This window comes from Duganella alba, assembly GCF_009674495.1.
Lineage (GTDB): Bacteria > Pseudomonadota > Gammaproteobacteria > Burkholderiales > Burkholderiaceae_D > Rugamonas > Rugamonas alba.
In genome coordinates this window covers 126,315-139,079 of sequence record NZ_WKJN01000002.1, presented here as the reverse complement: position 1 = coordinate 139,079, position 12,765 = coordinate 126,315, and the positions used below count along the sequence as shown (strand labels likewise).

The following is a 12,765-nucleotide window of genomic DNA, read 5'->3' as shown; positions in this document are numbered from 1 at the left end:
AATTATTGGGTCACCGGATTTGGCTTGTTTGGATCGAGGTTGTACTTGGCCACAGCCTGTTCAACCACTTTCGCATCGATCTTGCCTTCTTCAGCCAGCGATTTCAGTGCGGCGACCGTGATGTAGTAACGGTTCACCTCAAAGAACTCACGCAGCTTGGCGCGGCTGTCCGAACGGCCGAAACCATCGGTGCCCAGAACGCGGTAGGTGCGGTCTTTAGGAATGAAGGCGCGGATCTGTTCAGCAAACGCGCGCATGTAGTCGGTCGTCGCAACGATCGGACCTTGCGTATCCTTCAGCAGTTGCGAGACGTAAGGCACGCGCTGTTCTGCGGTCGGGTTGACCAGGTTCCAACGCTCGGCGTCCTGGCCATCGCGTGCCACCAGGGTCAGCGAAGGAGCGGACCACACGTCGGCGGCGATGCCCCAATCGTTCAGCAGCAGTTCCTGAGCGAAGATCGACTCGCGCAGAATGGTGCCGGAACCGATCAGCTGCACGCGCTGCTTGGCTTTCTTGTCGCCTTCCTGCAGCAGGTACATACCTTTCAGGATGCCCTCTTCCTGGCCTGGCTTGATGCCTGGGTGCGGGTAGTTCTCGTTCATGATGGTGATGTAGTAGAACACGTCTTCCTGTTCTTCCACCATGCGGCGCATACCGTCTTGAATAATCACTGCCAGCTCGTGACCGAAGGTCGGATCGTACGGCATGCAGTTTGGCACAGCCGCTGCGAACAGGTGGCTATGGCCGTCTTCGTGCTGCAGGCCTTCGCCGTTCAGCGTGGTACGGCCGGCGGTGCCGCCCATCAGGAAGCCGCGCGCGCGCATGTCGGCCGCTGCCCACACCAGATCGCCGATACGCTGCATACCGAACATCGAGTAGTAGGTATAGAACGGGATCATCACGCGGTTGTTGGTCGAGTACGAAGTCGCAGCAGCGATCCACGAGCTCATACCACCGGCTTCATTGATACCCTCTTGCAGGATCTGGCCAGCCTTGTCTTCGCGGTAGTACATCACCTGGTCTTTGTCGACCGGCTCGTACAACTGACCTTGCTGGTTGAAGATACCGACCTGGCGGAACAGACCTTCCATACCGAAGGTACGCGATTCATCGACCAGCACTGGCACGATACGTGGGCCGACGCTCTGGTCTTTCAGCAGCGTGGTCAGGATACGCACGTAAGCCTGGGTCGACGACACTTCACGGCCTTCGGCGGTGGCGTCCAGGACGTTCTGGAAGGCGCTCAGAGGAGGAACGGTCAGCTTCTCGTCAGCGTGCTGGCGACGGGCCGGCAGGTAGCCGCCCAGCGCGGCGCGGCGCTCGTGCAGGTACTTGATTTCCGGTGCGTCGTCGGCTGGCTTGTAGAACGGGATGTCGGCCAGTTGATCGTCCGGAATCGGGATCGAGTAGCGGTCGCGCATTTCGCGCACGGCTTCGTCGGTCAGCTTCTTGGTGTTGTGCGCGGTGTTGCGTGCTTCGCCGTGCTTGCCCATGCCGAAGCCCTTGATGGTTTTCACCAGCAGGACGGTCGGTTGGCCTTTGTGTTCCTGTGCGACCTTGAACGCCGCGTAGATCTTGTGCGGATCGTGACCGCCACGGGTCAGACGCCAGATGTCGTCGTCGGTCATGTTGGCAACCATCTCCAACAGCTTTGGATGCTTGCCGAAGAAGTGCTTGCGCACGTAGGCACCGTCTTTGGCCTTGTAATTCTGGTACTCGCCGTCGACGGTTTCCATCATCACTTTGCGCAGGATGCCTTCTTTATCCTTGGCCAGCAGCGCGTCCCAACCTGGACCCCAGATGACTTTGACCACGTTCCAGCCGGCGCCACGGAATTCGCCTTCCAGTTCCTGGATGATCTTGCCGTTGCCGCGCACCGGGCCGTCCAGGCGCTGCAGGTTGCAGTTGACGACGATGACCAGGTTGTCCAGCTTCTCGCGGGCGGCCATGCCGATCGCGCCCAGCGATTCCGGCTCGTCCATCTCGCCGTCGCCGCAGAATGCCCAGACCTTGCGGTCGGTGGTGTCGGCGATCGAGCGCGCGTGCAGGTACTTCAGGAAGCGTGCCTGGTAGATCGCCATCAGCGGGCCCAGGCCCATCGACACGGTCGGGAACTGCCAGAAGCTTGGCATCAGTTTCGGGTGCGGATACGACGACAGGCCGCCACCGTCGACTTCGCGACGGAAGTGCAGCAACTGGTCTTCGGTCAGACGGCCTTCCAGGAAGGCGCGGGCGTAGACGCCTGGCGACGAGTGGCCCTGGATGTACAGCAGGTCGCCGCCGTGATTTTCGCTTGGCGCTTTCCAGAAGTGGTTGAAGCCGATGCCCAGCATGTTGGCCAGCGAGGCGAACGAGGACAGGTGGCCACCGAGGTCGCCGTCGAAGCGGTTGGCCTTGACGACCATCGCCATGGCGTTCCAGCGCATCCACGAGCGCAGTTTTTCTTCGTATTCCAGGTTGCCTGGGCAATGCTGCTCCTGGCTCAGGGGAATGGTGTTAACGTAAGCGGTATTGGCCGAGAACGGGATGTCCGAGCCGCTTTGGCGGGCCAGGTCAATCAGGCGTTCCAGCAGGTAATGAGCACGATCAGGGCCCTCTTGTTCCAGCACTGCGGCCAGGGAATCCAACCATTCTTTGGTTTCTTGCGAATCAGGGTCGGTGTTTGCCGTTACCTGGTCAAGTTGAGCTGACATGTATTAAGTCTCCTGAGTTGAGATGTGCCCCGAACCATGCGGCTTCCGGGTAAAGAATTTGCTGATTATTTACTATTACTTTAATGACGTGTGGGGATTCTAGCAGTCTATTTTGGCTTTTTCAAATTACGATAAGGCATTTCATATTATGGGATTTCCCTATGAAAACCTTGTGCAGTGCAGCATGGCGCAAACGCTGAAAACGAGGCGGGATGAGCTGTGCGGCCTTATAATGCTGTTCTCCCTCTACCACTCTGGTTAAATCATGCCTGCTCAACTGATCGACGGAATCGCCCTCTCCAAAAAACTGCGCACTGAAATTGCTGCACGTGCTGCCGCCCTCACCGCCAAAGGCAAGCAACCCGGCCTGGCCGTGATTATTGTCGGCGACGATCCGGCCAGCCATGTTTATGTACGCAACAAGGTCAAGGCTTGCGAGGACGCCGGTTTCTATTCGCTCAAGGACCAGTACCCGGCCGATCTGACCGAAACCGCGCTGCTGGACCGTATCGCCCAGTTGAACGCCGATCCGGCCATCCACGGCATTCTGGTGCAAATGCCGCTGCCCAAACACATTAACCCGCACAAGGTCATCGAGGCCATCTCCACCAAGAAAGATGTGGACGGCTATTCGGTGCTGAGCGCCGGCGAGCTGATGACCGGCCTGGAAGGTTTCCGCCCTTGCACGCCGTATGGCTGCATGAAGCTGATCGAAAGCACCGGCGTCGACCTGCGCGGCAAGCACGCGGTGGTGATCGGCCGTAGCAATACGGTGGGCAAGCCGATGGGCCTGCTGCTCTTGCAAGCGAACGCCACCGTCACCATCTGCCATAGTGCGACTCCGGACATCGGCGTGTACACCCGCCAGGCGGACGTGGTCGTGGCCGCAACCGGCCGCCGCAATACCCTGACTGCCGACATGGTGAAACCGGGCGCGATCGTGATCGACGTCGGCATCAACCGTGACGAAGACGGCAAGCTGTGCGGCGACGTGGATTTCAACGGCATCAAGGAAGTGGCGTCGCACATCACACCGGTGCCGGGTGGTGTGGGTCCGATGACCATCACCATGCTGCTGATGAACACGGTGGAAGCGGCTGAGCGCACTTAACCCCAGACCCCTGTATGCGGTGTGCGGGGTAAACGGTGCCGCGAGCGCACGTAAATTAAACGGATCTGACTATGACTACTGATGCTATCAACCCTCTTCTCGATTTTTCGGGTCTGCCGCGTTTCGACGCCATCCAGCCTGCGCATGTGACGCCGGCCATCGACGAGCTGCTGGCCAAGAGCCGCGCCGTGGTCGAACAATTGCAGGCGCCATCGGACGACGTCAGCTGGAACAGCTTCGTCACGCCGCTGGAAGACGCCACCGAGCTGCTGGGCCGCGCCTGGGGCATCGTCAGTCATCTGAACAACGTGGTCGACACGCCGGAACTGCGCGCCGTCTACAACGAGAACCAGCCCAAGGTCACCGAGTTCTGGACCGAGCTGGGCCAGAACGAAGCGCTGTTCGCCAAGTACAAGGCATTGCGCGCCTCGGCCGAATTCGCCACGCTGACGCCGGCCCGCAAGCGCATCATCGACAACGCCATCCGCGATTTCCGCATGGGCGGCGCCGAGCTGCCGGAAGACCAGAAGGAACGCTTCGCCGCCATCCAGGAAGAACACGCGATGACCTCCACGCGCTTCTCGGAAAACGTGCTGGACGCCACCAACGACTACAAGCTGCTGGTCACCGATGAAGCCGACCTGGCCGGCCTGCCGGACGACGTCAAGTCCGCCGCCCGCGCCGCCGCCGAAAAATCCGAAAAACAGGGCTGGGAATTCTCGCTGCACTTCCCGTCCTATTACCCGATCCTGCAATTCGCCGACAAGCGCGAACTGCGCGAAACCATCTACCGCGCCAACGCCACCAAGGCGTCCGAACAGGGCGAGGTGTTCAGCAAGAAGGAAGACTGGGACAACACCCAGAACATCGTCACGCTGCTGAAGCTGCGCGATGAGGAAGCCAAGCTGCTCGGCTATAACAACTTCGCTGAAGTCTCGCTGGTGCCGAAGATGGCCAAGTCGCCCGACGAAGTGATCGCCTTCCTGGAAGACCTGGCCAAGCGCGCCCGCCCGTTCGCCGAGAAAGACCTGGCCGAACTGCGCGCCTTCGCCAGGGACAAGCTGGGCATCGAGGATCTGAAAGCCTGGGACATTCCCTACGCATCGGAAAAGCTGCAGGAAGCGCGCTACGCCTTCTCCGCGCAGGAAGTGAAGCAGTACTTCCCTGAACCGAAAGTGGTCGACGGCCTGTTCCGCCTGATCCAGAACCTGTTCAACGTCGAAATCAAAACCGACGACGCGCCGGTGTGGCACAAGGACGTGCGCTTCTTCCGCATCGAGCGCAACGGCAAGCTGATCGGCCAGTTCTACCTCGACCTGTACGCCCGCGCCGGCAAGTCCGGCGGCGCCTGGATGGACGACGCGCGCGGCCGCCGCGCCGACGCCACCAATGTACAGACGCCAATCGCCTACCTGACCTGCAACTTCACCGAGCCTGCGGTGGAAGACGGCGTCGCCAAGCCATCGCTGTTCACGCACGATGAAGTGATCACGCTGTTCCACGAATTCGGCCACGGCCTGCACCACATGCTGACGCAGGTGGACGAGCTGGGCGTGTCGGGCATCTCCGGCGTGGAATGGGATGCGGTCGAACTGCCGTCGCAATTCATGGAAAACTTCTGCTGGGAATGGGAAGTGCTGGAACACATGACCGCGCACACCGTCACCGGCGAGCCGCTGCCGCGCGCGCTGTACGACAAGATGCTGGCCGCGAAGAATTACCAGTCCGGTTTGCAGACGCTGCGCCAGGTCGAATTCTCGCTGCTGGACATGCACCTGCACTACGACTACGACGCCAGCACCGGCAAGACCGTGCAGCAGCTGATCGATGAAGTGCGCAGCAAATTCTCGCTGGTCATTCCGCCGTCGTTCAACCGCTTCCAGAACTCGTTCGGCCACATCTTCGCCGGCGGTTACGCGGCGGGCTACTACAGCTATAAGTGGGCCGAAGTGTTGTCCGCCGATGCTTACGCGGCGTTCGAGGAAGCACAGAAACTGGGGCCGGCCGCCGTGTCGGAAACGGGCAAGCGCTACCTCGCGGAAATCCTGTCGGTCGGCGGTTCGCGCCCGGCGCTCGAATCGTTCACCGCCTTCCGCGGCCGCGAGCCGAGCATCGACGCACTGCTGCGCCACAGCGGCATGGCAGCCTGACAATTCTCCTCCCCACGCAAGCCGCTCGGTAGCAACATCGATGCCAGCGGCTTGCGGCGTTTTCGCATACACTGGATTCACCATGACACGCATCGACTTCCACACCAATGTACCGGATAAAGTGAGCTACGCCTGCCGCCTCGTGCGCAAGGCCTGGGCCGCCAACAACCGCGTCGTGCTGATGACGGAAGATGATGCGCAACTGGCAGAACTTAATGCAGCGATGTGGACATTTTCCGCCACCGACTTCCTGCCGCACGTGCTCGCGGACGATGCTCTGGCGGCGCAGACGCCGATCCTGTTGACGGCCAGCGATGAGGCGGAATTACCACACACGCACAAAGAATTATTGGTCAATTTGTCGCGCCGCAGTCCACGGAATGTGGACCAGTTCGCGCGCATGATCGAAGTGATTTCCTCCGAAGAGGATGATGCGGCTGCCGGCCGCAAGCGTTATGTCGCATACAAGCAGCAAGACTATCCACTGACCCACTTTGTCACAGGAAAATCATGAGCCAAGCATCGTTTGACGCAAGTATCCCTGTCCTGACGGAAGTTCTGAAAGCAGAGCCGGTGAGCGATGACGGCGGCGCGCCGCCGCCCGTCTCCGCCGCCGCCGAGCTGGAAGCCGACGCCATCGACGGCTGGACCGAAGCCGAATGGGCCGTCATGGAACATCGCCTGTCGGTGCGCATCATGCACCAGTTACAGTCGCGCGTGGACTTCGTGCTGGAGCAGCGCATCAAGGACAGCATGGCGGAGGTATTGAGCCATGCCCTGCATGACCTGACCAACGAGATCCGCATCGGCCTGCACGACACCATCGAGAAGATCGTCTCGCGTGCCGTGGCACAGGAACTGACCCACCTGCAAGCGCAAAAAAAATAACCCCGACCGAAGGGGTCTGACCCCGTACGGGGTCAGACCCCGGCCGCAGCGGTGTGCGGGGTAAAACAGTGCCGCCAGCCGCCAAATCAACACCACTTCGGTGCGCCACGCGCACCACCCCGAAGCACCCTTGCATCAAATCAGGGAACCGCTCCAAAAAAGTTCAAAACCATCGGTTTGCCGCTTTGCGCGGCGAATGATTTGTTGTACCTTGGTGGCCTTGCATACAACTTTGGAGATTTGCTCATGCAGTTCAAATTCATTCCCCTGGCCCTCGCCCTGGCTTTCGCCGGCAGCGCCGGTGCGCAGGAAGTGATCAAGATCGGCCACGTCGGCCCTGTCTCCGGTCCGTCGGCTCACCTCGGCAAGGACAATGAAAACGGCGCCAAAATGGCGGTCGAGGATTTGAACGCCAAGGGCTTCAAGATCGACGGCAAACCAGTCAAGTTCGTGCTGCAACTGGAAGACGACGGCAGCGATCCGAAACAAGGCACGGCCGTCGCGCAGAAGCTGGTCGACGCCAAGGTCAACGGCGTGATCGGCCACCTGAACTCGGGCACCTCCATCCCCGCCTCCAAGATTTACTACGACGCCGGCATCCCGCAAATCTCGCCGGCCACCACCCAGACCAAGTACACGCAGCAGGGCTTCAAGTCGGCCTTCCGCGTGGTCGCCAATGACGCCAAGCTGGGCGGCTCGCTGGGCAATTACGCCATCACCAAGCTGGGCGCGAAAAAGATCGCCGTCATCGATGACCGCACCGCCTACGGCCAGGGCGTCGCCGACGAATTCATGAAGGCCGCCAAGAAGGCGCTGCCCAGCGCGGAGTTCACCAAGGAATTCACCAACGACAAGGCCACCGACTTCAACGCCATCCTGACCAAGATCAAAGCCAAGAATCCGGACCTGGTGTTCTTCGGCGGCATGGACTCGGTGGGCGGCCCGCTGCTGCGCCAGATGAAGGCGCTGGGCATCAACGCCAAGTACATGGGCGGCGACGGCATCTGCACCGAGTCGCTGCCGAAGCTGGCCGGCGCGGCTGCCGCCAACGGCGTGGTCACCTGCGCCGAAGCGGGCGGCGTCACCGCCGAACAGCAGAAAGGCATGGACGACTTCGTCGCCCGCTACAAGAAGAAGTACAACGCCGACGTGCAGATCTACTCGCCATACGTGTACGACGCGGTCATGACCATGGCCACCGCCATGCAGGAAGCCAAATCGTCGCAACCGGCCAAGTACCTGCCCTTCCTGCAGAAGATCAAGTACCAGGGTGTGACCGGCCTGATCGCCTTTGACGACAAGGGCGACATCAAGGACGGCGCGCTGACCCTGTTCACTTACACCGACGGCAAGAAGACCAAGATCGAGGTCATCAAGTAAGCATAAAAAAAAGCCCCGCAAGGGGCTTTTTCATGTGTTCATCATTTCTGCGACAGTACCCATTTGACCAGGGTGTGCGCTTCCGCTTCATTGATCTGCGGATTGGCTGGCATCGGGATCGCGCCCCAGACACCGGAGCCGCCTTTCATCACTTTGGTGACCAGCTTGCCTTCCGCGTCTTTCTGGCCGGCGTATTTGGCGGCGACATCCTTGTAGGCAGGGCCGACCAGTTTGCTGCCGACAGCGTGGCACGCCATGCAGTTCTTCGCTTTGGCCAGATCCAGACCGGCGTCCGCCATCGCTGCTTGCGAGGCGAATGCGGTTGCAACCACTACCCCAACCATCATCAAATTGCGTTTCATTGTGTTCTCCAGGTTAATGCGACTAAATCCCGCTGGTCAATTCTACCTCGTTTTGCCTTGATGCATTAACGCCTGGATCAAGGAACGGTTGACTAAGTGGGGGGAATGTTTCTCTCAATGAAACCAAGGTAAGATAGCGGAAAAGGAGAACATCATGCCACTGATCCTGTTGATCGTTGCTTTGGTAGTGCTGCGCTATTTTGAAGTATGGAAATTTGCCGAGCTTTCCTGGTGGGCCATCGGCGCCCTGATGGTGCTGGCCTTCCTGTGGTTCGAGTTCCTCGAACCGATGCTGGGCTTCGACAAACGCAAGGCCCACAACGAGGACGAAAAACGCCGCAAGGACCGCGTCAAGCAGTCGTTCGACAAAAAGAAATAAGCAGGATTTGTCGCCCGCGGTGCTCAGTCCTGGGCCGGCGCATCCGGCCCCGGCAGCCTGGCGCAGATGTCCAGATTGATGGCCACAAAATGCTCCCAGCTCACCTGCGTTGACAGGTGCCGGGCGTAGTACTCCTCCACCCGGCACACCAGTGGACGTTCGGCATAAATAAGGCAGCGCTTGCTGGTTTCGTCGAAGTGCCGGCAGACACCGTCGCCGCGGTCAAGCCAGTCCGTTTCAGCGCTTTTGTCGACTTGCCGGCAACACTTCCCACAGCCATTGCATGGAAAGGGCGTCCGTGCCGGCTGCGCCATCAGGCGTCCTTCGCCTGCTGCAAGATATCCAGCAGATGCGCCAGCCTGGCGCTGTTGGACTGCTCCGCCTGACTAAAGCTCTGCCGCAGAAGTTCCACCTGCTGGGCGATATTGGCGAAGAACGACTCCGTTTGCTGGGCGATGATGTCGCTCATGCTGCGTTCGAAGCCGTCGGCAATCTCGAGCGCGAAGTCCTCCATCTGCTGGATGGCCCGCTCGCGCTCGCGCTGCTCGGCCTCGGTTTGCTTGCGCAGCCTTGCCTCTTCCGGATCGCCGGCAAACAGGCCGTACAGCACCTGGCCCACGCTGACTGCCACGCCCACATACGGAATCCACTTGGTGACAAAGGTCGACGCCCATTTCTCCATGGTCTTGATGCCGATGCCCTTCATCATCGACGGCAACGCGCTCTTGACCATCTTCAGGCCGCCGACGATGTGTTCGGGCTTGGTAAAGGTGCCAAACTGGAGTGCCGCATCCTTCAACATATTGCCATCGATTGTCTGGTCCGGCGGCGGCGCGCCATCGCCGGCGTCTGCCGGCCGCTGCCCTGGCGGCGGCACCTGGACGTCCGGCAACGCATGGTCGATGGCCGGCAGGGCCGCCGCCTGCACGGTGTCAATCTGATCCTGCACCAGGTTCATGAAGGTGGTCATCTGGTTCTGCATCGAGGCGCAGACCTGTTCCGCCGACTTCTGCATCAACTCCGCGATGCGCGCCTGACAATCCTCCGGCGCATTGCGCATGTAGAGCTTACTTTTGTCGTAAATATTCTGGCGCTGGCGCACGAGCTCGCGCTGCATGCCCTGGGCCAGTTCGGCTTTTTCGCTGCTGATCTTGCGCAGCAAGCGATCGTATTGCTCGCCGGCCCTGGACTGCGCGCGTCCCTCCAGCGTCGTCGCATGCTGTTGCAGCACGTCGAGCAGTTGTTGCTGCAGCCGGGCATAGACATTCTCGGCGGTGATGCCCTGCAAGAAGGCAGTCAACTGTTTTTCAAAAGCAGGATAGCCGCTCAACTCCACAAACTTCGGCTGCGCTTTGAGCATGCCCTGCAACGCGCGCTTGGCGTTGATTTTGACGATGGGAATATCGCCCAGTACGTTCTCCAGGCCGCGTTCGGCGGCCATCTGCTGCAGGCGGCCACGGGTCTGGTCCTTCAGCTTGATGTAATCCTCGTCGCTGATCGGCTTCTTCTCGTTGAATACCAGGAAAACCTGCTTGCGCTGCTGCAGCAGGTCCACCAGCACGTGCAGGGTTTTCGACTCCTCGGCCGTGCCCACCGGATCGACCACGAAGATGACGGCGTCCGCGGTCAGCATCTGCTCCCTGGTCACCTGTTCGTGGGCGATCGGGGCATCCACCCCGGGGGTATCGAGGATGACGTAGCTGCCCCACTGGTAGGGGCTGACTTTGTCGGTCAGCGGAATATCGTCGGCGGCGGCTTCCTCGCGGCCCAGCAGCATATTGATGACGGTGCTCTTGCCGGCGTTGTACACGCCGTAGACCATCACGACCGCGTCGGCCTTGGCCTTTTTCTCTTCAAAGACGCGTTCGACCGGCGCAAACAGCGCCGTCAATCCCGCATCGTCGCGCGCGAAAACGCGTGCCTGCTCATAGGCGTCCAGCAGTTGGGGCGAATTGATGGTCATAACGTTTTTCCAATCGTCTGGGTTTTCTTTGTCAGGCGCTGCAGCTGTTGTTCGAACTGGGTGACCTCCTGCGCGATCTGCATCAGGATACGGTCGACATCCTGGTCCACCAGCGCCCACAGCTGTCGCGTGCCGCTGCGCATGGCCTCATCCAGCATGCGCGTGCAATTGTCCAGCGCCGCGCGCCGGATATCCTGCAGGTTGTCGCCGATCGTCACCTGGAATTCGCGGTAATTCGTACCGGCCGCGCTGCCGGTGGCGCCGCCCAACGATCCGCCCAGGCTGGCGCCGGTGGCGGCGCCGACTGGTCCGCCCAGCACGAAGCCGGCCACGCCGCCGAGCACAGCGCCCAACAGGCTGTTGCGCTTGCGCGTGCCGCTGCGCACTTCCGACACCCGTTCGGTGGCGGTTTCCAGTTGAAATTCGGGGAGCTGCAACAGTTCGCTGTTGCGATAGGTATCCTGCACGGCGTGCGCGAAGCCATCCATGATCTCTTCAAAGATCGCGCCCAACTGCTCGGTCAATACTGCCCTGTAATGCTCGCGCAAGGCGTGCTGGAAGCGGCCAAGCTGCTCCGACACCACATCAGCCGAGCCGCCGTTCAGCCCCTCCTGCTCGAAGAACTCGTCGATGAAGAGCGCCAGCCTGGCCTGGCCGCGCTGCACATAGACCGGGAGATTGCTGTCCGATTCGCGCTTCAAGGCATCCAGCGGTTTGCGGAATGCGTCGATCAGCGATTTGTAAGGCTGCAAATCGGTGCGGCAGGCCTGCAGGAAGTTACTCAGGTTGGTCATCGGCGTGCGCTGCTTGATGCGCACCGCATCGGATTTGCAGATGTCATGCAAGGTGCTGCACAGTTGTTCCATGCCGCTGTCGGCAAAGGCAGCCTTGTCGTCACGGTGCAGCTGGGCGTAGCGGGCCGAGAAGGACAGAATGTCGACCTTGGCGGCCACCGCATCGCCGCAGTGCTCGACCAGCGCGGCGCGCACATAATCACGCTGCCTGGCGCGGCGCTCCTGGCTCTTCATGACCACGGTCTGCACCAGCGTATCGCCGTCCTCGGCGAGATCTTCCTCCATGTCGTCGCTGCCGGTCAGCAGCAGCAACGGCGCCTTGTCCTTGACGAACAGCGCCTTGATTTCCTTCAAGTCGCTTTCGCGTCCCGGCGAATCGGACTTCATGGTGTAGAGGATCAGGTCGGCGTGTTCGACATAGTCCCGCGCCAGGTTCTCGTTGTCGATGTTCAGCGAATGCATGCCGGGCGAATCCACCCAGGTCAGGCCAGGCAGCGAGAAGCCCTGGATCGAACTGGTGGCCTCGGTGGCGCCGACGCGAAATTCGCGGCGCTTCTCGGCTTCGTTGCTGGCGTCGCCGCCCTTGACGGCGGTCTTCGCGTGCGAGAAGAAGCGCGGCGTCAGTTTGGCCGGCAGCCCCTGCTTCATTTCCGGCGTCGGATCGGTATTCCCCCACGCCATGTAGTTGCCCAATGAACTCTTGCCGGATTTGACTTTGCCGTTCACGAAGATCAGCAGCGAGTCTTCAAAGTGCGCGCGGAACTTGACGCCCTTGTCGCGCCCCGCGATCTGTTCGTCCCAGAGGGTCGTGGTGCGATCCATTTCTTTCAGAAAGGCCACCACTTCGCCGCGAATGGGATGGTTGCGCGGCAAACTCTTCTCGGCGGCTTTCAAATGTCCGGTGATATTGCCGACAAACGTGGCACGACTGGTTTCGAACTCCTGTTCCACCGCCTGCGCCGCCGTCAGCGACCGGTCAAAACTGGCGCGCAGCCCGTCAAACAATTGCAGCAACAACTCACGACTCACCAATCCGCTCATGCGT

At 60.6% G+C, this 12,765-nt stretch carries 11 protein-coding genes; 6 read left to right on the top strand and 5 right to left on the bottom strand.

Going from position 1 to position 12,765, the window contains the following annotated elements; all coding sequences use genetic code 11:
• Nucleotides 1-2: 2 nt before the first annotated feature.
• Complete coding sequence (aceE, locus tag GJ695_RS02435) at nt 3-2,693, bottom strand: pyruvate dehydrogenase (acetyl-transferring), homodimeric type (RefSeq protein WP_154362034.1); 2,691 nt, start codon at nt 2,691-2,693, stop codon at nt 3-5.
• Between the two features lie 265 nt (nt 2,694-2,958).
• On the opposite strand from aceE, the gene folD reads away from it, so the two are divergent.
• The 5 genes from folD to GJ695_RS02410 all read left to right on the top strand — a co-directional run bounded on the left by folD (nt 2,959) and on the right by GJ695_RS02410 (nt 8,222).
• Nucleotides 2,959-3,804 carry a bifunctional methylenetetrahydrofolate dehydrogenase/methenyltetrahydrofolate cyclohydrolase FolD gene (gene folD, locus GJ695_RS02430; protein ID WP_154362033.1) on the top strand — a complete coding sequence of 282 codons (846 nt, stop codon included), beginning with the start codon at nt 2,959-2,961 and terminating at the stop codon, nt 3,802-3,804.
• A 71-nt stretch (nt 3,805-3,875) separates the two neighbouring features.
• Nucleotides 3,876-5,954 (top strand): M3 family metallopeptidase, encoded by a 2,079-nt coding sequence (locus GJ695_RS02425; RefSeq protein ID WP_154362032.1) that lies wholly within the window; start codon nt 3,876-3,878, stop codon nt 5,952-5,954.
• Nucleotides 5,955-6,036: 82 nt separating this feature from the next.
• Entirely contained in the window at nt 6,037-6,468 is a 432-nt protein-coding gene (locus tag GJ695_RS02420; protein WP_154362031.1) for a DNA polymerase III subunit chi, read from the top strand.
• Complete coding sequence (locus GJ695_RS02415) at nt 6,465-6,842, top strand: DUF2486 family protein (protein WP_154356195.1); 378 nt, start codon at nt 6,465-6,467, stop codon at nt 6,840-6,842. Before GJ695_RS02420 ends, GJ695_RS02415 begins: the two co-directional genes overlap by 4 nt.
• 246 nt (nt 6,843-7,088) lie before the next feature.
• Complete coding sequence (locus tag GJ695_RS02410; protein ID WP_154356194.1) at nt 7,089-8,222, top strand: branched-chain amino acid ABC transporter substrate-binding protein; 1,134 nt, start codon at nt 7,089-7,091, stop codon at nt 8,220-8,222.
• A 41-nt stretch (nt 8,223-8,263) separates the two neighbouring features.
• Here GJ695_RS02410 and GJ695_RS02405 read toward each other — a convergent pair whose 3' ends face one another.
• Nucleotides 8,264-8,584 (bottom strand): c-type cytochrome, encoded by a 321-nt coding sequence (locus tag GJ695_RS02405; protein WP_154356191.1) that lies wholly within the window; start codon nt 8,582-8,584, stop codon nt 8,264-8,266.
• A 154-nt stretch (nt 8,585-8,738) separates the two neighbouring features.
• On the opposite strand from GJ695_RS02405, the gene GJ695_RS02400 reads away from it, so the two are divergent.
• The gene (locus GJ695_RS02400; RefSeq protein WP_154362030.1) at nt 8,739-8,963 is read left to right on the top strand and encodes a TIGR04438 family Trp-rich protein; all 225 of its coding nucleotides are present in this window, start codon (nt 8,739-8,741) and stop codon (nt 8,961-8,963) included.
• A gap of 23 nt (nt 8,964-8,986) precedes the next feature.
• On the opposite strand, the gene GJ695_RS02395 is transcribed toward GJ695_RS02400, so the two are convergent.
• Genes GJ695_RS02395 through GJ695_RS02385 form a run of 3 tightly spaced genes read right to left on the bottom strand, consistent with a single transcriptional unit; the run spans nt 8,987 to nt 12,761 of the window.
• Entirely contained in the window at nt 8,987-9,277 is a 291-nt protein-coding gene (locus GJ695_RS02395; RefSeq protein WP_154362029.1) for a YkgJ family cysteine cluster protein, read from the bottom strand.
• Entirely contained in the window at nt 9,277-10,926 is a 1,650-nt protein-coding gene (locus GJ695_RS02390; protein ID WP_154362028.1) for a GTPase, read from the bottom strand. Before GJ695_RS02390 ends, GJ695_RS02395 begins: the two co-directional genes overlap by 1 nt.
• On the bottom strand, nt 10,923-12,761 hold the full coding sequence (locus GJ695_RS02385) for a dynamin family protein (protein WP_154362027.1): 1,839 nt from the start codon (nt 12,759-12,761) through the stop codon (nt 10,923-10,925). The genes GJ695_RS02390 and GJ695_RS02385 overlap by 4 nt, the downstream gene beginning before the upstream one ends.
• Nucleotides 12,762-12,765: the final 4 nt, after the last annotated feature.